Here is a 25745-nt window from a genome sequence, read left to right as displayed (position 1 = left end):
CGAGGCATGGACGTCGACGACCTCGGACCGACCGTGTCCGCCATGCGGGTCACCGTGGCGATCCTCGCCGGCGGCTAGCGATGCGTGCGACCCGCGGTGTGCTGTATCCGGCCCGGCTGCCGGACTTCCATCGTCTGCCGCCTGCGACCGCCGCGCGGGACCTCGCGGTGTGGTTCTGGATCGCCGAGTGGAGCATCGAGCCCGCTCGATCGTCTCGCCAGGAGATCGTCGGCTACCCGGCGCTGAACCTCGTCGTCGAGAACGGTGACGTGAGTCTGTCCGGGGCGACGACACGGGCTTCGCATCGCGAGCTGACCGGCACGGGCTGGGCAGTGGGCGCCCTGCTGCGACCCGCAGCTGTCGCGGCCCTCATCGACGACCCTGCCGCACTCGTCGATTCCGAGCAGCCGGTCGTCGCTCCCGAGCTCGCGGACGGGGTCAGTGCTGCGATGGCGTCGGGAGAGGGGCATCGCGAACGCGCCGTCGCGGTGTTCTCGGAGTGGCTGGCTCGTCGGGTCGGACCCCTCGACGACAGTGCGAGGCATGCGAACGCGCTGGTCGAGGTGCTCATGGAGGAGGGCGCGGCCGACTCGGTCGAGGAGGCCGCGACCCGACTCGCGGTCTCGCTGCGCACGCTGCAGCGCCTCGCCCATCGTCACGTCGGAGTGTCGCCGGCCGCTATGATCCGGCGCCGCAGGCTGCAGGAGGCCGCGGAGCACCTGCGTCTGCACCCATCGGTCGATCTGGCGGATCTCGCCGCCGACCTGGGGTACGCGGATCACGCCCATCTCACCCGCGACTTCCGGAACGTGCTCGGAATCGCGCCCCGCGCGTACCGAACGTCCTCCGCGCAGGACGTTCGGAGTGCTGCCGCATCATCCTGATCAGCGCGCGAGCCGCAGCCGGATCATCCGATAGAGCACACCGACCAGCACGACCGCGGTACCCACCACCGAAGCCACCACCGGCAGCGTGTTCACCAGCACGAGGCACCCGAGCGCACCGACGACCTGCAGCACCCGCGGATAGCGGCGAGCCGCAGTGCGCTGGCGGAATGCCGCCGCATTGGCGATGAGGTAGTACAGAAGCACACCGAACGAGGAGAAGCCGATCGCGTCGCGCAGATCGGCGACGAGCACGATCATCACGATGATGACCGCGATCGTGATCTCGGCCCGACGGGGTGCGTGCCAACGCTCGTCGACCTTCGCGAGGAAGCGCGGCAGATCCTCTTCGCGAGCCATCGCCAGTGTGGTGCGACCGATGCCGGTCAGGAGGGCGAGCAGAGCTCCGAGCGAGGCGGCGGCCGCGGCCACGCGGACGACAGGAGTGAGAGCCGTCCACCCCGAGGCCGTGACGACATCGGCGAGAGGGTGGTGCTCGTGACCGCGTCGCCGCCGAGCACGATGACGACCGTGATCGCGACGAGCGTGTAGACGACGACCGTGCCGCCGAGGGCCAGGGCGATCGCCCGGGGGATCGTCCGGGCGGGGTCGACGACCTCTTCGCCCATCGTCGCGATGCGCGCGTATCCCGCGAACGCGAAGAAGAGCAGGCCTGCGCCCTGCAGCACCCCGTACGCGGAGGCATCCGGAAGGGGAGCCGGGGCGGTAGACGAGGAACCGCCGAGGCCCACCGCGACCACCACAGCGAGTCCGAGCAGCGAGCACACGACGAGGATGCGCGTGACGAGGGCGGTTCGCGTCACGCCGAAGCAGTTGACCGCCGCGAGAGCGACGACGGCAGCGACGGCGACCGGCACCTGCCAGCCGTCCGGTGCGGCGTAGGCGGCGAAGGTCATGGCCATCGCCGCGCAGCTGGCGATCTTGCCGATCACGAAGCTCCATCCGGCGACGAATCCCCACCACGGGCCGATTTCGGCGCGGGCGTACGCGTAGGTGCCGCCGGCGACAGGATGCGCGGCGGCGAGCTGCGCCGAGGCGGTCGCGTTGCAGTAGGCGACGATCGCGGCGATCGCCAGGGCGATCAGGATGCCGCTTCCGGCGACTCCCATGGCCGGTGCCCACACGGAGAACACGCCGGCGCCGATCATCGAACCGAGACCGATCGCGACGGCGTCGACCAGTGTCAGGCGGCGGGCGAGGGGCATCCCGTCATCGTGTCACGTCCGGGTGAACGTCCGGTATCGCCGTCGCCGTCAGCTCCGAGCGGCGGTGACGCGCTGCTTCTCGCGGATGTAGACCTGTCGGCGGACTCTGGCGACGACGTCTCCGTCGCGGTCGGTGATGACGGTCTCGAACCACTCGAGCACCTTCGCACCGCCGTGCGCCCGCTCGCGGATCTCCTCGGCCCGCTCGCGGCTGACCTCGAACTCGGCCGTCAGCACCCCGCGCCCGGGCTTGACGAACTCGATCTCGCCCCGGGTGTCCCAGACGACATAGTCCCGGCCGAGCTGATGCATCACGAGCATGAAGAAGTACGGGTCCGTCATCGCGGACATCGAGCCGCCGAATGCCGTCTTCACGTAATTGCGGGTGAACACGTTGACGTGCAGCTCGACCGTGGCGTGCGTCCAGTCCTCGCTGAAGCGGCGGATGCGGATGCCGCTGAACAGATTGGGGACCCACAGGCTCATGCCCGTGGCGAGACGACGGGGAGTGATGCGCATGAGGTCAGTGTGGCCGACGGCCTGATCCGGACAAAGCTCGCTGGAGGGTTGCGACAGTTGTTATAGTTTATGTAGAACTAATAGAAGATTGGAGGACGGGATGCTGATCCGCATCGACGCCGACAGCGCTCGGCCGCTCTTCGATCAGGTCGCGGCATCCGTCCGCGCCGATGTCCTCGCCGGACGTCTCGTGCCGGGTGACCGGCTGCCTGCCGCCCGTGAACTCGCCGAGGCGCTCGAGATCAACCTGCACACCGTGCTCCGTGCCTATCAGCAGCTGCGCGACGAGGGGCTGATCGATCTGCGCCGTGGCAGGGGAGCGGTGGTGTCCGCTGCTGCATCTCCGCTCGCCGAGCTCTCACAGGACATCGCCGCGCTCGTCGCCCGCGCCGCATCCCTCGGACTCTCTTCCTCGACACTGGCCGCGCTCATCAAGGAGACCGACGCATGACCCCCGAGATCCGCCGCGCCCGCACCGCCTTCTGGTGGGTCGGGGTCATCGTCCCCGCCGCTCTGATCGTGCTCGCCGCCGTCATCGTCCTGGCGTGGCTGCCCGACATCCCCGATCCTGCGGCGATCCACTGGGGCCTCGACGGGGCCGATGGCTTCGCGCCGCGGTGGACGCCACTGGTCATGCTGATCGGCCTGGGCGGAGGGATCGTGGCGATGTTCGCGATCATCGTCCTGGTCTCGCACAGGCTGCCCCCACGGGGCTCGGGCGGGCCGCTTCCTCAGTCGCAGTGGTCGACGACCGCCCGTCTGCTCGGAGCGGCCGGCCTCGCGATGGCGGGCCCGATGTCCATGCTCGCGATCACGACGACCGGCTCCCAGCGAGGGCTCTCCGATGCGACCGAGGCGCCCGACATCACCCTCTGGGTCCCGGTCATCGTCGCGATCGCCGCCGGCCTCGGGGTGATCGGATGGTTCGCGCAGCCGAAGGTGCCCGTCGCGTCCGTCGCGTCCGCGGATCCGGCGGCACCTCTCCTCTCGCCGACCACGAGCGCGCCGTGTGGATGAAGACCGTGAACGTGGCCCGCAGTGGCCAGGTCGTCCTCGGGATCAGCGTCTTCTTCACGGTCGCCGTGAGCGTGCTGCTGCTCGCCCGGGGCATCGCCGCCGGGTGGATCGTGGCGGGCATCACTGTGGTCCTCGTCATCGTCGTGGCGACCGGTCTGTCGTTCCGGGTGCGGGCGGGCACCGCTGGCCTTCGGGTGCGCTCCGTCGCCGGATGGCCGCGTCTCGAGATCGCCGCGGCCGACATCGCCAGCGCTCGCGCGGTGCAGGTCGACCCGTTCGCCGAGTTCGGCGGCTGGGGCTACCGAATCGGCACCGACGGGCGGCGCGGATTCGTGCTGCGCACCGGCGAGGCCCTCGAGATCACCCGCACAGACGGTCGCGTATTCGTCGTCACCGTCGACGACGCCTCCACAGCGGCATCCGTCCTCGCTTCCGCAGCATCCCGATGATCGCTCCGCACATCGACACCGAACAGCACATCGACACCGAACAGCACATCGACACCGAACAGCACATCGACACCGAACAGCACACCGACACCGAACCGGGAGTCAATCCATGACCCGCATCAGAGCCGCATCCGTCGTCCTCTTCGTCGCGCTCGCGTGCGGGCTCGCCTGGCTCGTCGCCCTGCCGCTGTGGCTGGGCGACGGCCTCGCCGAGCCCAGCACCTGGTTCCTGCTGCCCGTGATGATGCTGACCCCCGCGCTCGCCGCGCTCGTGGTCACCCTCGCCCTGCGTGTGCCGGCACCGGGGGAGCGGCTCCGCTTCCTGGGCATCTGGCCCCTGCGCCCGGCCAGGCGGGTCGTCTGGCTGATGGTGGCGGGCTGGCTCGTCCCTCCGGTTCTCGTCGCGCTCGGCATCGTGGTCGCGGCGGCCTTCGGATGGGTGCAGCTCGACCCGACGTTCTCGGCGTTCTCCGCTGAGATCGCGAGGTCGCTGCCCGCCGGTGCGCCGATGCCCCCGATCGAGCTCATCGTGATCTCGCAGACCGTGATGATCCCTGTCGGCGCCCTGATCAACAGTGTGCTGGCGTTCGGCGAAGAACTCGGCTGGCGCGGGTGGCTCGTCCCGGCCCTGCGACCGCTCGGCACGTGGCCGGCACTCCTCATCAGCGGAGCGATCTGGGGCTTCTGGCACAGCCCGGTGATCCTGCTGGGCTACAACTTCGGGCGCACCGACATCACCGGCGTGCTGTTCATAATCGGCGGCTGCATGGCCTGGGGTGTGCTGCTGGGCTGGCTGCGTCTGCGCTCCGCATCGGTCTGGCCCGCCGTCCTCGCGCACGGCTCGCTGAACGCGGCCGCCGGACTCGTCCTCATCTTCGCCGCATCGCAGCCCGATCTCGCACTCGCCGGACCTCTCGGCGTCGCGGGATGGATCGTCGCGGCGGCGGTGATCGCCGCATTGGCACTCACGGGCCAGTTCCGTCGTCAGCCCGAGCTCGCGGGCGCGCCCGGGCGGCTGCTGTCCGCTCCCCGAGCCGGGAGGGGTCCGCAACCCTCTTGACGCTCTTCGGGGCTCACGGTTTGCTGAGGGCATGGAATCCACTCCCGCCGCCTGGTCGAATGCCGACGCCTATCTCGCTGATCTCCTCGTCGGTCATGATCCGCAGCTGGAGGCGGCGCTGGCCGCTCAGCACGATGCCGGTCTTCCCGAGATCGAGGTCGCGCCGGTCGGCGGCAAGCTCCTCAACCTCCTCGCCCGCATCAGCGGCGCTCGCCGCGTGCTGGAGATCGGAACGCTCGGCGGGTACTCGACGATCTGGCTCGCACGGGCGGTGGGTCCCGAGGGGCGGGTGATCACCGTCGAGGCCGAAGCGGACAACGCCGCCGTGGCCCGCGCGAGCATCGATGCCGCCGGCGTCGGAGACCGCGTCGACATCCGGATCGGCCGAGGTGCCGACGTGCTCCCCACGCTGGTCGGCGGCTTCGACCTGGTCTTCATCGACGCCGACAAGGAGTCGAACACGGTCTACCTCGACTGGGCCGCGAAACTGGGCCATCCCGGAACCGTGATCGTGCTCGACAACATCGGACGGGAGGGTGAGATCGTGCGCGACGATGCGGCCGACCCCAAGGTCGTCGGCACCAGGGATGCACTGCGGATGCTGGGCGAGGACCCGCGCTTCGACGCCACCGCGCTGCAGACGGTCGGTGTCAAAGGCTGGGATGGCGTCGCGCTCGCTGTCGTCGTGTGAACCTCCGACCCCGACCCGGGTGCTGAGGTTCGGGCGGGCTAGACTGGGCGCGGATCGACGACGCTCCACACACCTTTTCTCTGAGCAAGGAGCACATCAGTGGCACTGATCGAGGCTATAGGCGCACGCGAGATTCTCGACTCGCGCGGAAACCCGACCGTTGAGGTGGAGGTGCTCCTCGACGACGGCGTAGTCCAGCGGGCAGCCGTCCCGTCGGGTGCATCCACCGGCGCATTCGAGGCGTACGAGCTGCGCGACGGCGACAAGAGCCGTTATGGCGGCAAGGGCGTGCTCAAGGCCGTCGACGCCATCATCGACGAGCTCGGACCGGCGCTCGAGGGCATCGAGGCGAGCGAGCAGCGCATCGTCGACGAGATCCTGATCGAGACCGACGGCACCGAGAACAAGCAGCGCACCGGCGCCAACGCGATCCTCGGCGTCAGCCTCGCCGTCGCGAAGGCCGCGGCCGACTCGGCCGATCTGCCCCTGTTCCGCTACCTGGGCGGCCCCAACGCGCACGTGCTGCCCGTGCCGCTCTTCAACGTGATCAACGGCGGCGAGCACGCCGACAACGGCATCGACATGCAGGAGTTCTTCCTCGCGCCGATCGGCGCCGAGACGTACTCCGAGGCGCTCCGCTGGGGTGTCGAGACCTACCACGTGCTGCGCGGCGAGCTGAAGGCCGCCGGCTACGCGACGGGACTCGGCGACGAGGGCGGCTTCGCCCCCGACCTGCCCAGCAACCGCGAGGGTCTCGACTTCCTCGTCAAGGCGATCGAGAAGGCCGGCTTCAAGCCGGGCACCGAGATCGCGCTCGGCCTCGACGTCGCAGCGACCGAGTTCTTCAGCGACGGCGTGTACCGCCTCGACAACAAGGACTGGACCGGCCCCGAGCTGATCGAGTACTACCAGGGTCTGGTCAACGACTTCCCGATCGTCACGATCGAGGACGCCCTCGCCGAGGATGACTGGGACAACTGGAAGCTCCTCACCGACGCTCTCGGCTCGAAGGTCCAGCTCGTCGGAGACGACCTGTTCGTCACGAACCCGACGCGTCTGGCTGACGGCATCAAGCGCGGCGTCGCCAACTCGCTGCTCGTGAAGGTCAACCAGATCGGAACGCTCACCGAGACGTTCGACGCGGTCAGCCTGGCGCAGCGCTCGGGTTACACCGCCATGCTGTCGCACCGCTCGGGTGAGACCGAGGACACGACGATCGCCGACCTCGTGGTCGCGACGAACGCGGGTCAGATCAAGGCGGGTGCGCCTGCTCGCAGCGAGCGCGTCGCGAAGTACAATCAGCTTCTGCGCATCGAGGAGGAGCTGGGCGACGCGGCTGTCTTCGCCGGCCGTTCCGCGTTCCCGCGCTACCAGGGCTGAACACAGCTGAGACAGACAGAAGCCGCCTGAGCGGCTCGAACGGAGGAGGAGCCGTGGCACGACGACCGGCTCCTCCTTCGGCGTCTCCGGGGTCGTCCCGGCCCGCCTCAGCGCCGCCGTCGCCCGCACAGCGCACCGCGGGTCGGACGCCCCGGGGCGCGGCGAGCAGAGGCGCGCAGGACCGCAGGGTCGATGTGCGCGAGTGGGCCTCCGGCATCCGCCTGTCGGCCTTCTCGGTCATCATGCTGTCTCTCGTGGTCCTCGGCGCATGGGTGCTGGTGCCTACGCTCGGCACCTTCATCGATCAGAGGCAGAAGATCTCGGCTCTGGAGCAGTCGATCCAGGTCTCCGAAGACCAGATCGCCGCGCTCGAGAAAGAGCGTGAACGCTGGAACGACCCGGCGTACATCACCACCCAGGCGCGTGAGCGCCTGTACTACGTCAAGCCCGGCGAGGTCGTGTACCTGATCGACAACGACCTCGACCCCGCCGCGCTTCCGCAGCAGCAGGGCCCGGTCAGCGACACGCTCGAGGAGACGCCCTCCGACTGGATGCCGCAGCTCCTGCGCACTCTCACGTCCGCCGGACTCAGCGACACGGCCGCAGTCGCCCGCTGACCTGCGCCGCCGCCGCACGGGGCGTGTGCTCCGAGCATCCTCCCGGTCGGCTCCCGTACGCTGGTCGGGTGACCACGCCGCCATTCCCCGCCCCCACGACCGCCGAACTCGCCGTGGTGTCGGCCCAGTTGGGGAGAACCGCTCGCGGCGTCGTCGGCATCGCAGCCCGTTGCGTCTGCGGCAACCCCACGGTCGTCGCCACCACGCCGAGGCTGCCGGACGGAACGCCGTTCCCCACCTTCTACTACCTCACCCACCCTGCCGCGACTGCGGCCATGTCGACTCTCGAGGCCACGCAGGTCATGCCAGAGCTCGCGGCGCTCCTCGCCGAGGACGACGGGGTCGCGGCGGCCTACCTCGCGGCGCACGAGGCCTACCTCGCCGATCGTGCGCAGTTCGGGGAGGTCACTGAGATCGACGGCATCTCGGCGGGCGGCATGCCCACGCGCGTCAAGTGCCTGCACGCTCTGGCCGGTCACGCTCTCGCGGCCGGCCCCGGCGTGAACCCGATCGGCGACGTGGCGCTCGAGCGTTCGACGTGGTCTCCCGAGAAGTGCCGGTGCGACGCCCCGGGCGCGGCGCTGCGCGACGTCGAGGCGTCGACCGAATGAGGCCGCCGCGGATGCTGCGCAACGGCGTCGCGGTGGCGACGATCGTGGCATCCGTCCTGCTCCTCGGCGCAGCGGCGACGCCGCCGCCGGTGCCCGATGATCCCGCCGATCCGGTGCGCGCCGCCGAATACTGGCTCGATGGCGCCGGGATCCGAGACGCCTGGCAGACCACCCGCGGCGACGGAGTGACCATCGCCGTCATCGACACCGGGATCGCCAAGGTCCCGGGAGTGTTCGACGGGGCCGTCGTCGGCGGCACGGACGTGTCCGGCACCGGGACACCCGACGGGCGCACCCCGGTGGGTGCCATCGACGGCAATCACGGCTCGTGGGTCGCATCCCTCGCCGCCGGGCGCGGCGCGGCCGACGGCAAGGGCATGATCGGCGTCGCCCCCGAAGCCGACCTGCTCTCGATCTCCGTGGGGTTCGGCGCAGCTGCCGCCGTGCCGTTCACCGAGCAGGTGGCGAAGGCGATGCGCTGGGCGGTCGATCACGGGGCGGACATCATCAACCTCTCGTTCACCACGAACACGCTGGACTGGGACAAGAGTTGGGACGACGCGTTCCTCTACGCCTTCGAGAACGACGTCGTGGTCGTGGTCGCGGCGGGCAATCGGGGGAGCGGCACCGACATCATCGGCGCCCCCGCGACGATCCCCGGCGTGCTCACGGTCGGCGGAGTCGATCAGACGGGCACGGCGAGCATCGAAGCCTCGACGCAGGGGATCACCATCGGCATCGCGGCACCCAGCGAGGGCCTGCGCGGTGTCTCGGCGGACGGCACGGTCGTGCCCTGGAGCGGCACCAGCGGTGCGGCGCCCATCGTCGCGGGCATCGCGGCCCTCGTCCGGTCTGCGCATCCCGAGCTCGATGCCGCCAACGTCATCAACCGCATCATCAAGACGGCGATCGAGGTCCCCGGCATGGCGGACCCTCCCGACCCCCTCTACGGCTATGGTCTGGTGGATGCCGAGGCGGCGATCAGCAGGGACGTGCCCAAGGTCTCCGAGAACCCCATGGGAGACCTCGCCGAGTGGGTCCGCCTGTTCCGTCGGGCGGAGACGGTCCCGCAGCCGGAACCCACCGCCGCGCCGGTCGAGGTGCCGCCTCTGCCGGATGCGGACGCGCCGACGGAAGCCGGTTCACCGCTGCTTCCCAGCGCTGAATCGCTGCGCTACGGTACCCTGCCGCTCATCGCGCTCACAGTCCCTGGTATCCTGATAGCGCTTGGCGTCACCGCAGCTGCCCGGCGCATCCGATCGGCGCGCGCACGCACGCCACATTCCTGACTCCCGAGGAGTTGTCCCCCTGTGCCTCAGAACAGCACTGTGCCCAAGATTCTGATCGTCGGTGGAGGCTATGCAGGCTTCTACACGGCGTGGAAGCTGGAGAAGCACCTTCGCAAGGGTGAAGCAGACGTCACCATGGTCGACCCGCTGCCGTACATGACGTACCAGCCGTTCCTCCCCGAGGTGGCCGCCGGCTCGATCGAAGCCCGACACTCGGTGGTCGCCCACCGTCGTCACCTCAAGCGCACGAACGTGCTCACCGCCAAGGTGACCGGAATCAACCACGCCGAGAAGGTCGCGACGATCACGCCTCCCGTGGGCGAGCCGTACGAGTTCGCGTACGACCAGATCGTGGTGACCGCGGGTGCCGTCTCGCGCACCTTCCCGATCCCGGGCATCGCCGACAACGCGATCGGCCTGAAGACGATCGAGGAGGCCGTCGCGATCCGTGACCGCCTGATGTCGAACTTCGACAAGGCGGCGTCGCTGCCTGCGGGCCCCGCGCGTGATCGCCTGCTCTCCGTCGTCGTCGTCGGCGGTGGCTTCGCCGGCATCGAGGTGTTCGCCGAGCTGCGCTCGCTCGCCTCGTCGCTGGTCAGCAAGTACCCGCAGCTGACCTTCGACGACACCCACTTCCACCTGATCGAGGCGATGGGGCGCATCATGCCCGAGGTCTCGCTGCAGACGAGCGAGTGGGTGCTCAAGGACCTCGCGAAGCGCGGCGCCAACGTGCACCTCGACACGCAGCTCACCAGCGCGGTCGACGGCAACGTCGAGCTGTCGACGGGTGAGGTCATCCCCACCGATCTGATCGTCTGGACCGCCGGTGTCATGGCGAACCCGACGGTGGTGCGCGGTGGCGACCTCCCGATCGAGGAGCGCGGCCGCATCCAGACCCGTGCAGACCTCCGTGTCGGCACCCCCGAGGCCTTCGTTCCCGGGGCCTGGGCCGCCGGTGACGTCTCTGCCGTCCCCGACCTGTCCGGTGGTGGCGTCGGCGGCTTCTGCGTGCCGAACGCCCAGCACGCCGTCCGTCAGGCGAAGCTCCTCGCGAAGAACATCGTCGCCGTGCTGCGTGGCGAGGACCCGAAGGAGTACTTCCACAAGAACCTCGGCGCCGTCGCGGGCCTCGGGCTCTACAACGGTGTCTTCCAGTCCGGCAAGATCGCCCTCAAGGGGTTCGTCGCCTGGGTCGCCCACCGTGGATACCACGGCCTCGCGATGCCCACGTGGGAGCGCAAGTTCCGCGTGGTGTGGGGCTGGTGGAACAACCTGTGGCTCGGTCGCGACCTGGTGAACCTCGAGACGGTCCAGAACCCGCGCTATGTCTTCGAGGAGTTCGCCGCTCGCCCGCGTCCGGCCGCCGATGCGCCGGCTCCCGCCGTCACGGCTCCGGCCGCGCAGGCGACCGCCGTCGACAAGGCTGCTGACGAGAAGCCCGCCGGCCAGAAGACCGGTGCCAAGAAGCCGGCCGCCAAGAAGACCGCCGAGACGGCTGCCGCCAAGTAGTCCTCTCCTCGAACGCCCCGATTCCTCCGGAGTCGGGGCGTTCGTCGTCTCCGCCGACGGGGCGTGTCTCGCACCCCGTTCATAGGCGCGCTTGCTACCGTCGGCAGCGCAAGGGGAGTACTCCCGTCTGCGGTGGTGTCGTCATTACGGATACGAGGTCGTGTCCCGGCCCACCGGCCCGTGAGGGTGGAGGAGACCTGGCGTCCGTATCCGCGGACGGCCAAGGACCCTCACCGCACCGCTGTCGAGACCCGTGGTCGTCCACACCACGAAGGAATCGTCACCATGGGAAAACTCAACCGACTGCTCGGGATGGCCGCTCGCGCCCTCGATCTCGACGAGAGCGGATCCCGCACGGATCGCGACGGCTCGCGGGGGCAGACGCCTCCCGCGCCCGGACGGCGTCACCCGGAGAATGATCGATACTCTCCTCCGCCGGTGCACCGGACGTCGCGTGACCCGTACTCTCCGCCTCCTGCCGGTGCCGCCTCCGCCTCCCGTGCAGCCGGATCGGGGTCGGACGCCGACCGGGCCGCGATCGCACGATACGACTACCTGCTCGAGACCGCCGATCCGCACCGCGTCGAGCAGATCCATCGCGAGGCGTTCGCGCGGCTGACGCCGGCGCAGCGCGCGCAGGTGCAGGAGCGCATGAACACGGAGCTCGCGCCCGGCGAACGCCCGACCTCGTCCTCGCCGGAGGATCTCGCACGCGCGGCCGGGCGCTCCGAGGCGGCGCACCCCGGACGCATGCGCGGCATCCTGTCGCGGGTGCGCGGGTTCGGCGCTGCCGGTGCCGTCGGCGGCGCCGCCGTGGGCGCGTTGGGCATCGTGGCGGTCGGCGCCGTCGGCAGTGCCGTCGCCGCCCCCTTCTCGAGCAGGCGGCCGGGCTCGGTGTCGACTTCGACGCGCTCGCGCAGGGTGTCGACGTCGAGGCGATCGCGAGCGGACTCGGCGGAGAGGAGCTCGCGGGAGCCGCTGAGGGTGTTCTCGGATCGGCCGGTGAGACCGTCTCGGGCCTCGGCGACACCGCGAGCGAATGGGGTCAGCGGCTCGGCGACCTCGGCATCCCCGGAATCGGCGATCTGTTCGGCCGATGAGCGGCGCGATCATGGCGGCCGCCGAGTCATCGCCGTCGGATCACGGATTCTCCGGCCTCACCGGGTTCGCCGCCGACATCCTCACCCAGCTCGGCGACATCGGCGTGGGCGTGCTGGTGTTCCTCGAGGTCCTCGTCCCGCCCATTCCGAGCGAGGTGATCCTGCCGTTCGCCGGGTACCTGAGCCAGAGCGGCGACCTCACGCTCGGCTGGCTGATCGTGTGGAGCACCCTCGCCTCATGGATCGGAGCGCTCCTGCTCTACTGGCTCGGGGCGGCCATCGGCATCGAGCGGGCGGTGCGGCTTCTCGCGGCCACCAAGCTGGTCAGCCGCGGCGATCTGGACCGGGGAGTGGCCTGGTTCCAGCGAAGCGGAGGGTGGACGGTGCTCGTGGGGCGGATGGTCCCCGGAGTCCGCAGCCTGATCTCGATCCCTGCGGGTGCCACGCGGATGAACCTGGCGCGATTCAGCGTCTACACCATCGTGGGCAGCGGCCTCTGGAACACTCTGCTCATCGGGGTGGGTGCCCTGCTGGGAACCCAGCACGAGCAGCTCGAGCACCTGCTCGGGTATCTCGACTACGCCGTGTATTCAGCGCTGGCGATCGCCGTCGGTGTGCTGGTCCTGCGCCGAATCCGTGAGGCGCGCGGGTCGGCATCCGCGAACGGACAGACCCGCGGCGCGGCAGATGGACGCGCGGATGGCTGAGAAGCGCGCTGTGCCCCCGCTGGGACTCGAACCCAGACTGAAGCGATTTTAAGTCGCCTGCCTCTGCCATTGGGCTACGGGGGCTCCATGTGACTGGCTCAGATTACACGGGTATATCGGCCGCTCCGGCGCCGCATCCCGCACGGACAGGGCGAAGGGAGACGGGCGTCCCAGCGCCCGTCTCCCTGTGATGCTGCTGAGACAGCATCGCTACCCCCGGCAACCGGCCGGGCACGGCCGGTGAGCCGCCACGAATGACGGCCTCAGTGATAGAGACGGCGACCGTGGATGTTCATTACGAGCATTGCGGCTAAAGTACCGGGATTCCGGACGTGGCCGTACGACTGCGCTGCGACTCGATCTCAGAAAGCATGAATCCGCGTCCGCGCTGGACATAGGGTGGGGAGTGCTCGACCTCATCGCCGATATGAGCCCCGATCAGGGACGAAACGCAGTCTCCCCCGAGTGGCACGACCCGTCACGGTACTGGCCGCGCCTGTCTGCGGCGACCGGCCACCTCTCTGCTCCCGTGGCGGTGATCGACAGAGAAGCGCTCCGGCACAACGCCCTGGATCTGCTGGTCCGTGCGGGCGGACTGCCGATCCGCGTCGCCTCGAAGTCGGTGCGCGTGCGCTCGGTGCTCGACGCGGTGCTGCAGCTTCCCGGCTACCGGGGGATTCTCGCGTTCACCCTCGCCGAAGCGCTCTGGCTCGCCGAGACCCATGACGACATCGTGATCGGCTACCCGACGGTCGATCGCGCGGGACTCGCGCAGCTCTTCGAATCAGAAGAGGCGGTGCGGCGCATCACGCTCATGGTCGACGACCCGGCGCATCTCGACATCGTCGACAGCGTCGCGCCTGCCGGCCATCGCCCCGACATCCGTGTCGCGATCGACGCGGACGCCTCACTGCGATCGGCGGCGCTCGGTCATATCGGCGTCCGCAGGTCCGCGCTGTTCACTCCGGGAGAGGTGGCGGCCTTCGCTCGTACGATCGTCCGACGCCCCGGCTTCACGCTCGTCGGCCTGCAGATGTACGAGGCCCAGATCGCCGGGCAGGGCGACAACGCGGGACCGGACGCGCCGGTGATCCGTCTGATGCAGGCGCGCTCCCGGTCAGAGCTGCGAGACCGACGAGCCGCGATCGTCGGCGCACTCTCGGAGATCGCCCCTCTCGAGTTCCTCAACGGCGGAGGGACCGGCTCCCTCGAGTTCACCGGCAGCGACGAATCGCTGACCGAGGCGAGTGCCGGCAGCGGACTGCTCGGAGGGCACCTCTTCGACGGGTATCGATCCTTCCGCCCGGCACCGGCGTCCGCGTTCGCGTTCGACGTGGTGCGGCGGCCGGCCGCCGACATCGCGACCGTGCTCGGTGGCGGATGGATCGCCTCGGGCCCCGCCGTGACGTCGCGACAGCCGTCGCCCGTCTGGCCGCAGGGACTGCGCACTCTGTCGCGCGAGGCCGCGGGCGAGGTGCAGACACCGCTGCAGGGGCGAGAGGCCCAGCACCTCGGAGTGGGCGATCGGGTCTGGTTCCGCCACGCGAAGAGCGGCGAGCCTGCCGAGCGCATCGACAGCTACCAGCTCGTCTCCGGCGACGAGATCGTCGACGAGCTTCCCACGTATCGCGGCGAGGGGAAGGCGTTCCTGTGACCCGGATCGGCGGAACCTGGCAGAACTGGGGGCGGTCGGCGCAGGTGAAGCCGCTCCGCGTCGAGCGCCCGCGCACGCCGGAAGGGGTGCAGCGCGCCGTCCGGGCGGCTGTGTCGCAAGGTCTCACCGTGAAGGCGGTCGGAGCGGGGCACAGCTTCACGGGCATCGCCGTCGCCCCCGGGGTGCTCCTGGAACTCGACGACATGCAAGGACTCGTATCGGCCGACGCGTCCACCGGCCGCGCGACTCTGCTCGCGGGAACCCGGCTGCACCGCATCCCCTCACTGCTTGCGCCGTTCGGTCTCGCCATGGAGAACCTCGGCGACATCGACCGTCAGTCCATCTCCGGCGCGATCTCGACCGGGACCCATGGGACCGGGTCCGGGTTCGGGGGACTCGCCACACAGGTCGTCGCGGCGACCATGGTGACCGCAGCCGGCGAGTTCCTGAGAGTGGACGAGAGGCAGAACACCGATCTGCTGCCCGCGGTCACTCTGGGGCTCGGCGCACTCGGGATCCTGGTCGACATCACGCTGCAGTGCGTGCCGAACCTCCTCATGGAGGCAGTCGACGAGCCAGCGCCTCTCGACGACGTTCTCGAGACCCTGCACAGTCGGGTCGAGGAATCGGACCACTTCGAGTTCTACTGGTTCCCGCACACGGACATCGCTCTGACCAAGAGACAGACCAGACTGCCGGAGTCGACTCGGCGGCAGCCTCTCCCCGTCGTAGGGCGCTGGATCGATGAGACCCTGCTCTCGAACGGCGTATACCGGGCGGTATGCGCCGCCGGGCAGGTGGCACCCGTCATCACTCCGCCGTTCAACAGGCTCGCGGTGAAGCTCACGGGCGACCGGCGCTACACCGAGCTGTCGCACCGCGTCCTTACACAGAGCCGCACGGTGCGGTTCCGCGAGATGGAGTACGCGCTGCCCGTCGAGAACGTCGTGCCGGCCTTCCGCGCCGTGCGCGAGCTCATCGAGCGACGAGGATGGCGCATCGAATTCCCGATCGAGGTGCGCTTCGCGGCGGGCGACGACAGGTGGCTGTCGACGGCGTACGGCAGGGCCACGGGGTACATCGCGGTCCACCGCTACTGGCGCGCCGATCCTTCGGTGTACTTCGAGGCCGTGGAGCAGATCATGCTCGAGCACGGCGGACGCCCCCACTGGGGCAAGCTGCACACGCTGACCGCCGAGCAGCTGCGAGAGCGCTATCCGCGGTTCGACGACTTCACCGCCGTGCGCGACCGGCTCGACCCGGATCGCCGATTCACGAACCGATACCTGGATCGCGTTCTCGGCGCATGACGGGGCTGCAGCTGACCGTCGCACACCCAGTCGACGCGCAGGCTGCGCCGATAGGATGAGACAAACACGAGGAAGGGTGGGCCTCTGATGGAATGGCTCGTGCCGGTACTGATCGTCGTCGGTGTGATTCTGCTCATCGGAATCTACCTCTGGGCGACCTACAACTCGCTGGTGCAGCTCAACGTCCGCGTCGACGAGGCCTGGAGCGGCATCACGGTTCAGCTGAAGCGCAGAGCGGATCTGATACCCAACCTCATCGAGACGGTGAAGGGCTACGCCTCGCACGAGAAGGCGGTGTTCGAGAACGTCACGCGTGCGCGAGCGGAGACGCTGTCTGCCGGCAGCCCCGGCGAGGCGGGCATCGCCGAAGGTCATCTGCAGCAGGCGCTCCGCAGCCTGTTCGCGGTCGCCGAGGCCTATCCGCAGCTGCAGGCGAGCCAGAACTTCCTTCAGGTGCAGCAGGCCCTCGTCGACACCGAGGACAAGATCCAGGCTGCGCGCCGCTTCTACAACGGCGGGGTCCGCGAGCTGAACACCAAGATCAAGGTCTTCCCCAACAATCTCTTCGCCAAGGGACTCGGATTCACCGAGCGCGAGTTCTTCGAGGTCGCCGACAGCGGCGCGATCTCCGAGCCGCCACGCGTGCAGTTCTGATGTGTCAGAAGGCCCGGTGCGCACCAGCGCATCGGGCCTTCTGCATGTCCGGCCGCCCGTGGCGAGTCGATCGCGGGGCCTGAGCGACGCTCACCAGACGTCGAGCTCCACAACGTCACCCTCGACGGTCACGCCACCGCGGAGCGTCCAGGAGTCCGTGCGATACGTCTCGGTCCTCGGACTGCCGTCCTGACCTGTGCCAGACACGGTGGCGACGAGGACGCCCCCGTCGGCGACGAATCCACCGTCCGTGAGCTCCAGGACCGGCAGCTGCTCTATGCGGAACCGGACGTCGTCGACCGAGGCGAACTCGGTGCCCCAGGGGATCCTGATCCCGCATCCGTCGGGAACGGCGTCATCGGAGACCTCCGCAGACGTGCACTCCTCGAGGTGGTCGTCCAGCGCCTGCTGTGCGGTCGTGCGCACATCGATCTCAGGCGTCGGTGCGCTGCTCGTCGCCGGGGGACCGGCAGCAGGGGACACATCGCCGGATGACAGCCACAGCCATGATGCCGCCACCACGACGACGAGAGCGGCACCGACGCCGCCGATCGCCCATGCCCTGCGGCGATTCACGAGGGCACCTCTCTCGCGTGCACATGGCGACGCACGGACGTGTCCGGGCGAACCGAGAGTGCGGCGTGAAGAGCCTCTGCCGCGGTGCCCCACCGCGAGACCGAGACATGCGCGAGGCCCTGCCATTCCGCTGCGAGCGCCAGCTCTGCGGCGATCCGCTCAGCGTCGGCGTCAGGCCTGGCCTGAGGTTCCCACCAGGCCGACTGCACCTGAAGCGTCGACGTCGCGCGGTCGGCCTTCAGATCGACGCGGGCCACGATCCGGTCGCCGACGAGCACGGGCAGCGAGTAGTAGCCGTATCGCCGCTTGTCGGCGGGGACGTAGATCTCGATCCTGTAGTCGAGCTCGAAGGCGCGCAGCGCTCTGTCGCGGAACCAGACGACGGGATCGAACGGTGTCAGCAGCGCTGACGCGTCGATGCGGCGCGGCAGCACGGCATCACGATGTCGCCAGCTCGGGAGCGGGCGCCCACCGCGGTCCCAGCCCCGCACCGACACCGGGAGCAGCTCGCCCGTGTCGACCAGATCGGCGATCGACTGCGAGACCGCCGCGCGATCGCGGATGCGGTGGTAGTCGGCGAGATCCGACTGCGTCGCGACTCCCGACGAGCGCGCCGCCCGACGTGTGAGCTCGCGGATCGCATCGTCCCGCGGCACGTGGCGCGACAGGATGGCGTCGGGGATCACCTGCTCGGCGAGAGCGTAGCTGCGCTCGAAGCCCTTCCGACCGCTGATCGCGACGTCCCCGGTGCGCCACAGATGCTCGAGTGCGAGCTTGACGTCATCCCAGTCCCACCACGTGCCGCGCTCGCGGGGCGCATCTTCTCGGAGATCCGCCGGTCGCAGTGGGCCCCGCGCCCTGAGCTCGTCCTGCACCCAGCGCAGCGTCCGCGTGTTCAGGCTCATCCACGAGTCGGCCGCCGCCCATCGAGCGCGGAAGTGATCCATCCGGAATCGCCACAGCGGCCAATCCTCGATGGGGATGAACGTCGCCTCATGAGCCATGTACTCGACGTAGTGGGTGGTCCGGGAGTGGAACACCCGATCGAACAGCGCGGGATCGTAGGCTCCCAGACGCGAGAACAGCGGCATGTAGTGCGACCTCGCGAACACGTTGACCGAGTCGATCTGCAGCACGCCCAGCCGATCCATCACCCGGTGGATGTGTCGGGCCGACACCGATGCGGGGCGTGCGCGGGAGAAACCCTGCGCGGCCAGCGCGATGCGACGGGCCTGGGCGGAGCTGAGGGTCTCGGTCACCTCGTCAGGGTATCTCCGAGCGCCGACATCCGGGCCTCGTACGTCCGGACGCGCGGCGCCCGCGCCGTAGACTTGGGCGATGAGCGAAGAGCTGCGTCCACGGCTGAGAGACCTCTTCCGTCCGCGCCCGGTCTCGCCGGATCGCACGGTGACCACCGAGGCCGATGAAGCCGTCCCGCGAGGACTCCGCATCACGGCCGCATATTCCTGGCGCATCCTGCTGATCGCAGCGGTGGTGGCCGGATTCATCTGGCTCGTGATCGAGCTGAAGCTCCTCGTGATCCCGCTCATGGTCGGCATCCTCATCACGGCTCTGCTGTGGCCGGGATTCCAGTGGATGCTGCGCCACCGGTTCCCGCGCTGGCTGGCAGTGGCGCTGTCGATCATCGGCACGCTCGCGATCGTCTCCCTGCTGCTCTGGCTCGTCATCTGGCAGGTCCGCGCCCAGCTGCCCGACGTGCAGGCGCGGAGTTCCCAGGCGATCGAGGAGTTCCGGCAGTTCCTTCTCAACGGACCGCTGCACCTGAGTGAGACGCAGATCCAGGACTACATCGATCAGGGCCTCGGCATCATCAACGAGCAGACGCAGACGCTCCTCAACGGGGCTCTCGCGGTCGGCACGACCGCCGCGCATGTGGTGACCGGAGCGGTCCTCTCACTGTTCATCCTGATCTGCCTGCTCGCCGACGGTCGGGGGATCTGGCGCTGGACGCTGCGCCTGTTCCCGCGCGCGGCGCGACCGGCCGCCGACGCGGCCGCGAGCAACGGCTTCGCGACGATCGTCAACTACGCCCGCACGCAGCTGCTGGTGGCCGCGATCGACGCGGTCGGCATCGGCGTGGGTGCCGCTCTGCTCGGCGTCCCGCTGGCGATCCCGGTCGCCGTGCTCGTCTTCCTCGGATCCTTCGTGCCGATCGTCGGTGCGGTCGTGACCGGCGCGATCGCGATCCTGCTGGCCCTCGTCTACAACGGGCCGTGGATCGCTCTGGCGATGCTGGCCGTCGTGCTCGGCGTGCAGCAGCTCGAGGGGCACATCCTGCAGCCGATCCTGATGGGCTCCGCGGTGAAGGTGCACCCGCTCGCGGTCGTGCTCGTCGTCGCCGGCGGCTCGATGGTCGGCGGCATCCCCGGAGCGCTGTTCGCGGTGCCTCTCGCAGCGTTCGTCAACGTCGCAGCGGTGACCGTCAGCACGGGGTCGTGGAAGACCGGCGACGTCCCGAACGCAGACCTAATCTGGAGCACAGTTCCGCGCGAGCGGAGACGGAGGAATCGATGAGCGCAGTCCCCAGCCTGGACGAGTTCGAGAAGGCAGCTCAGAGTCTGGCTGAGGTGATCACGCGGACGCCGACGTTGCCTTCGCGCGCTCTGTCGGATGTCCTCGGAGCGCCGGTCGTGCTCAAGATGGAGAACCTGCAGCGAACGGGGTCCTTCAAGATCCGGGGATCCGCATATCGCCTCTCCCAGCTGAGTGCCGAAGAGCGCGCGCGCGGCGTGGTCGCGGCCTCCGCCGGCAATCACGCGCAGGGCGTCGCCCTCGCGGCGCAGACCCTCGGAATCCCGGCGACCATCTTCGTGCCGATCGGCATCCCGGTGCCCAAGCTGCTGGCGACCAGGAGCTACGGCGCCGAGGTCGTGCTCGAGGGAGAGACGGTCGCGACGTCGCTGCGGCTCGCCGCCGAGTTCGCCGAGCGCACGGGAGCGGTGATCATCCATCCGTTCGACCACCGCGATGTCGTCATCGGCCAAGGCACGCTCGGACTCGAGCTGCTCGAGGACGCTCCGGACGTCGACACGATCGTGCTGGGGATCGGCGGGGGAGGCCTGATCGCCGGTGTCGCCGCCGCGGTGAAGGCGAAGGCCGCCGAGATGGGCCGCACCGTCCGCATCATCGGCGTCCAGGCCGAGAACGCCGCGGCGATGCTTCCCTCGCTCGAAGCGGGATACCCGGTCGACATCGAGACGAAGCCCACGATCGCCGACGGCATCCTGGTCGCGCGCCCCGGCGCCATCCCGTTCGAGATCATCAAGGACCTCGTCGACGAGGTCGTCACGGTGACGGACGACGACCTCGCACGCGCCATCCTCGTGCTGCTCGAGCAGTCCAAGGTGATCGCGGAGCCGGCGGGTGCCGTCGGAGTCGCCGCGATCCTCGCCGGCAAGGTGAAGGCCAGCGGCAAGACCATGGCCGTGGTCTCCGGTGGCAACATCGACCCGCTGCTGCTGCAGCGCGTGGTCTCTCACGGTCTGGCGGCATCCGGCCGGTACCTGACGATCCGCATCCCGCTGCCCGACCGTCCCGGTCAGCTGGCGCGGGTGTCCGAGCTGATCGCGGAGGCCGGCGCCAACGTGATCGAGGCGATGCACACCCGTCACGGGCACGGGCTGCAGATCAGCGAGGTCTTCCTCGAGCTCAGCGTCGAGACGCGGGGCACCGAGCATTCCGAGCACACCCTCGACACCCTCCGTCGTGCCGGCTTCCAGCCGATGATCGTTCCGGACTGACCCGCGACGACAGAAGGCCCCGTCCATTCGGACGGGGCCTTCTGTCGTCGCGGAACGCGCGCGTGATCGGAGCGCGTCAGCCGGTGTAGGTCTCGACGTTCACGATCTCGACCGAGATCGCGCGGCCGTTCGGCGCCTCGTACGAGGACTTCTCGCCGACCTCGAGTCCGAGGATCGCCTGTCCGAGCGGGCTGGCCTCGCTGTACACGTCGAGGTCGCTGCCCACGGCGATCTCACGGCTGCCGAGGAGGAAGACCTCTTCGCCACCGGCGACCACGGCGGTCACGACCGTGCCGGGCTCGACGATGCCGCGGCTCGCGGGCGCCTCGCCGACCTTGGCGGTCTTGAGAAGGTTCTCGAGGGTGCGGATCCGCGCCTCCTGCTTGCCCTGCTCGTCCTTGGCGGCGTGGTACCCGCCGTTCTCCTTGAGGTCGCCCTCTTCGCGTGCCGCTTCGATGCGCTTGGCGATCTCTTCGCGACCGGTGGTGGAGAGGTGCTCGAGCTCGGCGACGAGCCGGTCATACGCTTCCTGCGTGAGGAAGGGAACCTGAGCGTCAGTAGACATGACGAAGCTCCTTCGTTAGGTACCCGGCGACGTTCCGCGGGGGATATGCCAAGACGCCCCGGCACGGTGCCAGGGCGTCATCTGTCTGGCTCGAGTCTAAGCGACCCAGCAGCTGTTCACCAAACCTGTCGTGGCGCTCGAGACGGTGGGAACCGTGGCAGAGAGCGCCTGCGAATGGGCATCTCCGGCGGGGATCTCGACGACCTTCCAGCCGACGACCCCGAACTCCTCGTCCAGCGCCTCGACGATGCAGGCCACGTCCTTGCCCTGCACCCCGGTGATCTGAAAGCGCACGGTGACGCTGTGCTCATCCACCAGATCGAAGCCGAGATCGTCCGAGTCGACCGCGTTCATCTGCGCCGCGACGATCATCCAGCCGAACGCGCCGACGAGAAGTGCCGCGATGGCGATCAGGACGATCCATGGCCCCCGGCGGGAGCGGGTGCGACCGTAGCGGTCATCGAGCTGTTGTGCGGTCGTCACGGGGTGGGTCTTCCGGTCGTTAGGCTGGTAACTCCAGGTTATGCGACCTGCGCATGAAAGGCAGACTCCATGCTCGCTCTGACCGAGACACCGATGCCGACGCCCACGATGACGGTGGCACCGGAGCTGGTCACGCCCGGATTCGTCGGCTTCGCCGCCGTCGTGATCATCCTGATCGCGGTGATCCTGCTGATCCTCGACATGAACCGTCGCATCCGTCGGGTCCGCTACCGCGAAGAGGTCAGGGATGAGCTCGACGCCGAAGAGGCCGCGCGGGCGGCTGACGAGGCGACCGAGACGGATGCCGACCTGCCGATCGTGCGCGAGGGCGACGACGACCCCGAGAAGCGCTGACCGAGCCTTCGGCGGGTCAGGCCCCGAGTGACGGGGACAGCGGTGCGAGGGCGATGAGCAGACACGCGACCCAGTGGCACAGGAACGCGAGCACCGTGCACACGTGGAAGATCTCGTGGAACCCGAAATGGCCGGGCCACGGGTTGGGCTTCTTGATCGCGTAGACGACTGCGCCCCCCGTGTAGAGGAGCCCTCCGACGATGACGAGCACCATCATCGTGGCGTTCGCGACGAAGAGGTCGGCGAGGTACATCACCGCAGCCCAGCCCAGAAGCAGGTAGAGGGCGACGTACAGCCACCGCGGAGCATTGATCCAGAACACCCGGAACAGGATGCCGAGAAGCGCCCCGCTCCACACGAACACGAGCAGCAGGGCGCCCTTCTGAGGGGCAGCGCGAGCACGGCGAGCGGCGTATAGGTGCCGGCGATCAGCAGCAGGATGTTCGCGTGGTCGATCCGCTTGAGGATCACCTTGACCTTCGGGCTCCAGTCGATCCGGTGATAGAGAGCGGAGTTGCCGAAGAGTAGCAGCGAGGTGGCCATGAACACGGCGGCGGCCCACTTGGCCGCGCCGCCCTGCGCGACGGTGATCAGCACCACCCCGGCGACGATCGCGACGGGGAACGTGGCCGCGTGGATCCAGCCGCGCCAGGTCGGCTTGATCTCGACGGCGGCGTCGTGCGCGGCCTCCTCCAGGAGGGGCAGCTGGGGGACGTCAGGTACCGAGGAGTCGGGAGTGCTCACGCCTTCACTCTATGCGGGCTCCCATGCAGGCGAGCGTACATATCCTGAGCGTCGGCCCTGGGTCCGCCGACGCCGACACGATAGCGTAGGGAGGTGATGACACGCGATGGTCAGGGGCGGGGGCCGCTGTACCGCCTCTACACCAGCCGGCTGCGCCGCCATCTCGATCCGGAGACCGTTCCCCATCACGTCGCCATGATGATCGACGGCAATCGGCGCTGGGCCAGGCAGCTCGGCTACGAGACTCCCGCGGAGGGACACAGGGCGGGTGCCGCCAAGATGCGCGAGTTCCTCGGCTGGTGCGACGAACTCGGGGTGCGGGTCGTGTCGCTGTATCTCCTGTCGAGCGACAACCTGCGAAAGCGCGACTCCGCCGAGCTCGCCGATCTGATCGAGATCATCGCCGAGCTCGCCGAGGCACTGTCGCGCGAGGGCAATTGGCGTGTGAAGCACGTCGGACGCTCCGACATCCTTCCCGCGGAGCTCGCGAAGGTGCTGGACGACGCACAGGAGCGCACGCGCGACCACACCGGCCTCCACGTCAACCTCGCGGTCGGCTACGGCGGGCGCAACGAGATCGTCGATGCGGTGCGCAGCATCGTCACGGCGCATCAGGCGTCCGGCGGTACGATCGAGGACCTCGCCGCTCATCTGACCCCCGAGATGATCGGGGAGCATCTGTACACCGGCGGCCAGCCGGACCCCGATCTCGTCATCCGCACGAGCGGCGAGCAGCGTCTGAGCGACTTCCTGCTCTGGCAGAGCGCCCACAGCGAGTTCTACTTCGTGGAGGCGCTCGGGCCGGACCTGCGCCAGGTCGATTTCCTTCGCGCGATCCGCGACTTCGCCGACCGCGACCGGCGCTTCGGCCGCTGACCTCGACGACGACGCCACCCCGCGTTAACCAACACGTAACGAACTCGTGGCGTGTCGAGTTCGTCAAATGTCGGCGGCTGGTCGTAGCTTCTAGGCATCGGGCAAGGTGCCCGTCGGGTCGGCCTCAGGATGACGACTCGTGACCCCCTGGTCGACTCGTTCGAATAACCGGGAGTTCCCCGGGTCGGGAGTGGGTCGTGACCTCACGTACAGCGCAGCAGTCCACCAGCACCGCGCAGCAGTCCACCCGTAAGACGACGACGCGAGCGGGGGCGGAGGGTCCTGATCAGGATCTTCGGACCTATGTGCTCGACACGTCCGTCCTGCTGAGCGATCCGCAGGCGTTCTTCCGGTTCGCCGAGCACTCGGTCGTCCTTCCGGTGGTGGTCATCACCGAACTCGAAGGCAAGCGGCACGACCCGGAGATCGGATACTTCGCCCGTCAGGCGCTTCGCCACCTCGATGACCTTCGTGTCGAGCACGGACGGCTGGACTTCCCCGTCGAGGTCGGCGAGGGCGGCACGCTTCGGGTCGAGCTGGCCAACACGGACTCCTCGGTGCTCCCGGCCGGCATCCGGCTGAGCGACAACGACACCCGCATCCTCTCGGTCGCGATGAACCTCGCGCAGGACGGTCAGGACGTCACGATCGTCTCGAAGGACCTCCCGATGCGCGTCAAGGCGGCCTCGCTCGGTCTGCGTGCCGAGGAGTACCTCGCCGAGCAGGCCGTCGATTCGGGATGGACCGGAATCACCACGCTCGACCTGTCCGGTGACGAGATCAGCGATCTCTACGAGAGCGAGGTGGGCATCAGCGAAGATGCGAGGGGCCTGCCGGTGAACACCGGGCTCATCATCCACTCCGAGCGCGGTTCCGCACTCGGCAGGATCACGGGAGACGGCGAGTACAAGCTCGTCCGCGGCGACCGCGACATCTTCGGCATGCACGGGCGGTCCGCCGAGCAGCGGATCGCGATCGACCTGCTCACCGACCCTGACATCGGCATCGTCTCGCTGGGCGGGCGCGCGGGCACCGGAAAGTCCGCCCTGGCTCTCTGCGCCGGCCTCGAGGCGGTGCTCGAACGACAGCAGCAGAAGAAGATCATCGTCTTCCGCCCGCTGTTCGCCGTCGGAGGCCAGGAGCTCGGCTACCTGCCCGGCGATCAGGGCGAGAAGATGGGCCCGTGGGGGCAGGCGGTGTTCGACACGCTCGGTTCGGTCGTGTCAGGCAACGTCATGGAGGAGGTCGTCGAACGGGGCATTCTCGAGGTGCTCCCGCTCACGCACATCCGCGGTCGGTCGCTGCACGACGCGTTCGTGATCGTCGACGAGGCGCAGTCGCTCGAGCGCAACGTGCTGCTGACCGTCCTCAGCCGCATGGGGCAGAACTCGCGCGTGATCCTGACCCACGACGTCGGCCAGCGCGACAACCTCCGTGTCGGCCGTCATGACGGCATCGCCAGCGTGATCGAGACGCTCAAGGGGCATGACCTGTTCGCCCACGTGACGCTGATGCGGTCCGAGCGCTCCGCGATCGCCGCCCTGGTGACCGAGCTTCTCGAAGGGGGCGAACTCAGCTGACCTGAGTGGTCCGACAGCGGATGCCGTGGTGTCACGGCATCCGCTGTCGCATGTTCCGGCGGATGCGTCGGCGATTCGCTTCCGTCGGCGTGGTCGTCGGATTACGCTCGTGGCACCGAACGCAGACGA

At 69.0% G+C, this 25745-nt stretch carries 25 protein-coding genes, 1 tRNA gene and 2 pseudogenes; 20 read left to right on the top strand and 8 right to left on the bottom strand.

Annotated elements, in window-relative coordinates; genetic code table 11:
- The first annotated feature begins 80 nt into the window (after nt 1-80).
- Nucleotides 81-884: an AraC family transcriptional regulator gene (locus ACZZ93_RS05720; RefSeq protein WP_463510638.1), complete on the top strand. Its 804-nt coding sequence runs from the start codon at nt 81-83 to the stop codon at nt 882-884.
- On the opposite strand, the pseudogene ACZZ93_RS05715 reads toward ACZZ93_RS05720, so the two are convergent.
- Nucleotides 885-2110, bottom strand: a pseudogene (locus ACZZ93_RS05715) (APC family permease). It abuts the gene before it with no gap.
- A 48-nt stretch (nt 2111-2158) separates the two neighbouring features.
- A complete protein-coding gene (locus ACZZ93_RS05710) occupies nt 2159-2629 on the bottom strand; it encodes a PaaI family thioesterase (RefSeq protein WP_053095499.1) in 471 nt (156 codons plus the stop codon).
- Between the two features lie 100 nt (nt 2630-2729).
- On the opposite strand from ACZZ93_RS05710, the gene ACZZ93_RS05705 reads away from it, so the two are divergent.
- The 11 genes from ACZZ93_RS05705 to ACZZ93_RS05655 all read left to right on the top strand — a co-directional run bounded on the left by ACZZ93_RS05705 (nt 2730) and on the right by ACZZ93_RS05655 (nt 13059).
- Nucleotides 2730-3080 carry a GntR family transcriptional regulator gene (locus tag ACZZ93_RS05705; RefSeq protein ID WP_072590965.1) on the top strand — a complete coding sequence of 117 codons (351 nt, stop codon included), beginning with the start codon at nt 2730-2732 and terminating at the stop codon, nt 3078-3080.
- Nucleotides 3077-3646, top strand: coding sequence for a DUF1648 domain-containing protein (locus ACZZ93_RS05700; protein WP_463510637.1), 570 nt, complete (start codon nt 3077-3079; stop codon nt 3644-3646). The genes ACZZ93_RS05705 and ACZZ93_RS05700 overlap by 4 nt, the downstream gene beginning before the upstream one ends.
- The gene (locus tag ACZZ93_RS05695) at nt 3643-4095 is read left to right on the top strand and encodes a hypothetical protein (RefSeq protein ID WP_463510636.1); all 453 of its coding nucleotides are present in this window, start codon (nt 3643-3645) and stop codon (nt 4093-4095) included. The genes ACZZ93_RS05700 and ACZZ93_RS05695 overlap by 4 nt, the downstream gene beginning before the upstream one ends.
- 109 nt (nt 4096-4204) lie before the next feature.
- Nucleotides 4205-5155, top strand: coding sequence for a lysostaphin resistance A-like protein (locus tag ACZZ93_RS05690; RefSeq protein WP_463510635.1), 951 nt, complete (start codon nt 4205-4207; stop codon nt 5153-5155).
- Between the two features lie 31 nt (nt 5156-5186).
- The gene (locus ACZZ93_RS05685) at nt 5187-5846 is read left to right on the top strand and encodes an O-methyltransferase (RefSeq protein WP_053095503.1); all 660 of its coding nucleotides are present in this window, start codon (nt 5187-5189) and stop codon (nt 5844-5846) included.
- 99 nt (nt 5847-5945) lie between these two features.
- Nucleotides 5946-7226 carry a phosphopyruvate hydratase gene (gene eno, locus ACZZ93_RS05680; protein WP_463510634.1) on the top strand — a complete coding sequence of 427 codons (1281 nt, stop codon included), beginning with the start codon at nt 5946-5948 and terminating at the stop codon, nt 7224-7226.
- 53 nt (nt 7227-7279) lie between these two features.
- On the top strand, nt 7280-7843 hold the full coding sequence (locus tag ACZZ93_RS05675) for an FtsB family cell division protein (protein WP_463510633.1): 564 nt from the start codon (nt 7280-7282) through the stop codon (nt 7841-7843).
- A gap of 68 nt (nt 7844-7911) precedes the next feature.
- Complete coding sequence (locus ACZZ93_RS05670) at nt 7912-8454, top strand: DUF501 domain-containing protein (protein ID WP_053095505.1); 543 nt, start codon at nt 7912-7914, stop codon at nt 8452-8454.
- 11 nt (nt 8455-8465) lie between these two features.
- Complete coding sequence (locus ACZZ93_RS05665; RefSeq protein WP_463510632.1) at nt 8466-9743, top strand: S8 family serine peptidase; 1278 nt, start codon at nt 8466-8468, stop codon at nt 9741-9743.
- A gap of 39 nt (nt 9744-9782) precedes the next feature.
- The gene (locus ACZZ93_RS05660; protein ID WP_053099042.1) at nt 9783-11252 is read left to right on the top strand and encodes an NAD(P)/FAD-dependent oxidoreductase; all 1470 of its coding nucleotides are present in this window, start codon (nt 9783-9785) and stop codon (nt 11250-11252) included.
- 1096 nt (nt 11253-12348) lie between these two features.
- Nucleotides 12349-13059 carry a DedA family protein gene (locus ACZZ93_RS05655; protein ID WP_463510631.1) on the top strand — a complete coding sequence of 237 codons (711 nt, stop codon included), beginning with the start codon at nt 12349-12351 and terminating at the stop codon, nt 13057-13059.
- Between the two features lie 11 nt (nt 13060-13070).
- Here ACZZ93_RS05655 and ACZZ93_RS05650 read toward each other — a convergent pair.
- Nucleotides 13071-13143 (bottom strand) — tRNA-Leu (locus ACZZ93_RS05650).
- A gap of 322 nt (nt 13144-13465) precedes the next feature.
- Between ACZZ93_RS05650 and ACZZ93_RS05645 the strand changes: the two genes are divergently transcribed.
- From ACZZ93_RS05645 to ACZZ93_RS05635, 3 genes are all read left to right on the top strand, one after another.
- The gene (locus tag ACZZ93_RS05645) at nt 13466-14713 is read left to right on the top strand and encodes an alanine racemase (protein WP_053095509.1); all 1248 of its coding nucleotides are present in this window, start codon (nt 13466-13468) and stop codon (nt 14711-14713) included.
- Nucleotides 14710-16023, top strand: a complete 1314-nt coding sequence (locus tag ACZZ93_RS05640; RefSeq protein WP_372984291.1) for a D-arabinono-1,4-lactone oxidase — start codon at nt 14710-14712, stop codon at nt 16021-16023. The genes ACZZ93_RS05645 and ACZZ93_RS05640 overlap by 4 nt, the downstream gene beginning before the upstream one ends.
- Before the next feature lie 87 nt (nt 16024-16110).
- The gene (locus ACZZ93_RS05635) at nt 16111-16677 is read left to right on the top strand and encodes a LemA family protein (protein ID WP_042542063.1); all 567 of its coding nucleotides are present in this window, start codon (nt 16111-16113) and stop codon (nt 16675-16677) included.
- 90 nt (nt 16678-16767) lie between these two features.
- Here ACZZ93_RS05635 and ACZZ93_RS05630 read toward each other — a convergent pair whose 3' ends face one another.
- Together ACZZ93_RS05630 and ACZZ93_RS05625 are read right to left on the bottom strand one after the other, a co-directional pair.
- The gene (locus ACZZ93_RS05630) at nt 16768-17253 is read right to left on the bottom strand and encodes a hypothetical protein (RefSeq protein ID WP_320491299.1); all 486 of its coding nucleotides are present in this window, start codon (nt 17251-17253) and stop codon (nt 16768-16770) included.
- Entirely contained in the window at nt 17250-18512 is a 1263-nt protein-coding gene (locus ACZZ93_RS05625) for a winged helix-turn-helix domain-containing protein (RefSeq protein ID WP_056277957.1), read from the bottom strand. The genes ACZZ93_RS05630 and ACZZ93_RS05625 overlap by 4 nt, the downstream gene beginning before the upstream one ends.
- 79 nt (nt 18513-18591) lie before the next feature.
- Here ACZZ93_RS05625 and ACZZ93_RS05620 point away from each other — a divergent pair, with 79 nt between their 5' ends.
- Complete coding sequence (locus tag ACZZ93_RS05620; protein ID WP_463510630.1) at nt 18592-19788, top strand: AI-2E family transporter; 1197 nt, start codon at nt 18592-18594, stop codon at nt 19786-19788.
- Complete coding sequence (ilvA, locus tag ACZZ93_RS05615; RefSeq protein ID WP_053095513.1) at nt 19785-21014, top strand: threonine ammonia-lyase; 1230 nt, start codon at nt 19785-19787, stop codon at nt 21012-21014. Before ACZZ93_RS05620 ends, ilvA begins: the two co-directional genes overlap by 4 nt.
- Nucleotides 21015-21090: 76 nt before the next feature.
- On the opposite strand, the gene greA is transcribed toward ilvA, so the two are convergent.
- Nucleotides 21091-21579, bottom strand: coding sequence for a transcription elongation factor GreA (gene greA / locus ACZZ93_RS05610; RefSeq protein WP_463510629.1), 489 nt, complete (start codon nt 21577-21579; stop codon nt 21091-21093).
- A gap of 96 nt (nt 21580-21675) precedes the next feature.
- On the bottom strand, nt 21676-22062 hold the full coding sequence (locus ACZZ93_RS05605) for a DUF4307 domain-containing protein (RefSeq protein ID WP_053095515.1): 387 nt from the start codon (nt 22060-22062) through the stop codon (nt 21676-21678).
- 69 nt (nt 22063-22131) lie between these two features.
- On the opposite strand from ACZZ93_RS05605, the gene ACZZ93_RS05600 reads away from it, so the two are divergent.
- Nucleotides 22132-22416, top strand: a complete 285-nt coding sequence (locus ACZZ93_RS05600; RefSeq protein ID WP_053095516.1) for a hypothetical protein — start codon at nt 22132-22134, stop codon at nt 22414-22416.
- A 16-nt stretch (nt 22417-22432) separates the two neighbouring features.
- Here ACZZ93_RS05600 and trhA read toward each other — a convergent pair.
- Nucleotides 22433-23160 (bottom strand): annotated as a pseudogene (gene trhA, locus ACZZ93_RS05595) (PAQR family membrane homeostasis protein TrhA).
- A 96-nt stretch (nt 23161-23256) separates the two neighbouring features.
- On the opposite strand from trhA, the gene ACZZ93_RS05590 reads away from it, so the two are divergent.
- Nucleotides 23257-24036 (top strand): isoprenyl transferase, encoded by a 780-nt coding sequence (locus ACZZ93_RS05590; protein ID WP_056277965.1) that lies wholly within the window; start codon nt 23257-23259, stop codon nt 24034-24036.
- Between the two features lie 197 nt (nt 24037-24233).
- Entirely contained in the window at nt 24234-25616 is a 1383-nt protein-coding gene (locus ACZZ93_RS05585) for a PhoH family protein (RefSeq protein WP_372984294.1), read from the top strand.
- Nucleotides 25617-25745: the final 129 nt, after the last annotated feature.

The organism is Microbacterium sp. AC026, assembly GCF_979258475.1.
This window is presented reverse-complemented; position numbering and strand designations above follow the sequence as displayed.

Coding starts and splice junctions, on each gene's coding strand:
- ACZZ93_RS05720 (WP_463510638.1), top strand. CDS start 81: ATGCGTGCGACCCGCGGTGTGCTGTATCCGGCCCGGCTGCCGGACTTC.
- ACZZ93_RS05695 (WP_463510636.1), top strand. CDS start 3,643: ATGAAGACCGTGAACGTGGCCCGCAGTGGCCAGGTCGTCCTCGGGATC.
- ACZZ93_RS05620 (WP_463510630.1), top strand. CDS start 18,592: ATGAGCGAAGAGCTGCGTCCACGGCTGAGAGACCTCTTCCGTCCGCGC.
- ACZZ93_RS05705 (WP_072590965.1), top strand. CDS start 2,730: ATGCTGATCCGCATCGACGCCGACAGCGCTCGGCCGCTCTTCGATCAG.
- ACZZ93_RS05635 (WP_042542063.1), top strand. CDS start 16,111: ATGGAATGGCTCGTGCCGGTACTGATCGTCGTCGGTGTGATTCTGCTC.
- ACZZ93_RS05690 (WP_463510635.1), top strand. CDS start 4,205: ATGACCCGCATCAGAGCCGCATCCGTCGTCCTCTTCGTCGCGCTCGCG.
- ACZZ93_RS05590 (WP_056277965.1), top strand. CDS start 23,257: ATGACACGCGATGGTCAGGGGCGGGGGCCGCTGTACCGCCTCTACACC.
- ACZZ93_RS05665 (WP_463510632.1), top strand. CDS start 8,466: ATGCTGCGCAACGGCGTCGCGGTGGCGACGATCGTGGCATCCGTCCTG.
- ACZZ93_RS05600 (WP_053095516.1), top strand. CDS start 22,132: ATGCTCGCTCTGACCGAGACACCGATGCCGACGCCCACGATGACGGTG.
- greA (WP_463510629.1), bottom strand. CDS start 21,579: ATGTCTACTGACGCTCAGGTTCCCTTCCTCACGCAGGAAGCGTATGAC.
- ACZZ93_RS05685 (WP_053095503.1), top strand. CDS start 5,187: ATGGAATCCACTCCCGCCGCCTGGTCGAATGCCGACGCCTATCTCGCT.
- ACZZ93_RS05655 (WP_463510631.1), top strand. CDS start 12,349: ATGAGCGGCGCGATCATGGCGGCCGCCGAGTCATCGCCGTCGGATCAC.
- ilvA (WP_053095513.1), top strand. CDS start 19,785: ATGAGCGCAGTCCCCAGCCTGGACGAGTTCGAGAAGGCAGCTCAGAGT.
- ACZZ93_RS05710 (WP_053095499.1), bottom strand. CDS start 2,629: ATGCGCATCACTCCCCGTCGTCTCGCCACGGGCATGAGCCTGTGGGTC.
- ACZZ93_RS05700 (WP_463510637.1), top strand. CDS start 3,077: ATGACCCCCGAGATCCGCCGCGCCCGCACCGCCTTCTGGTGGGTCGGG.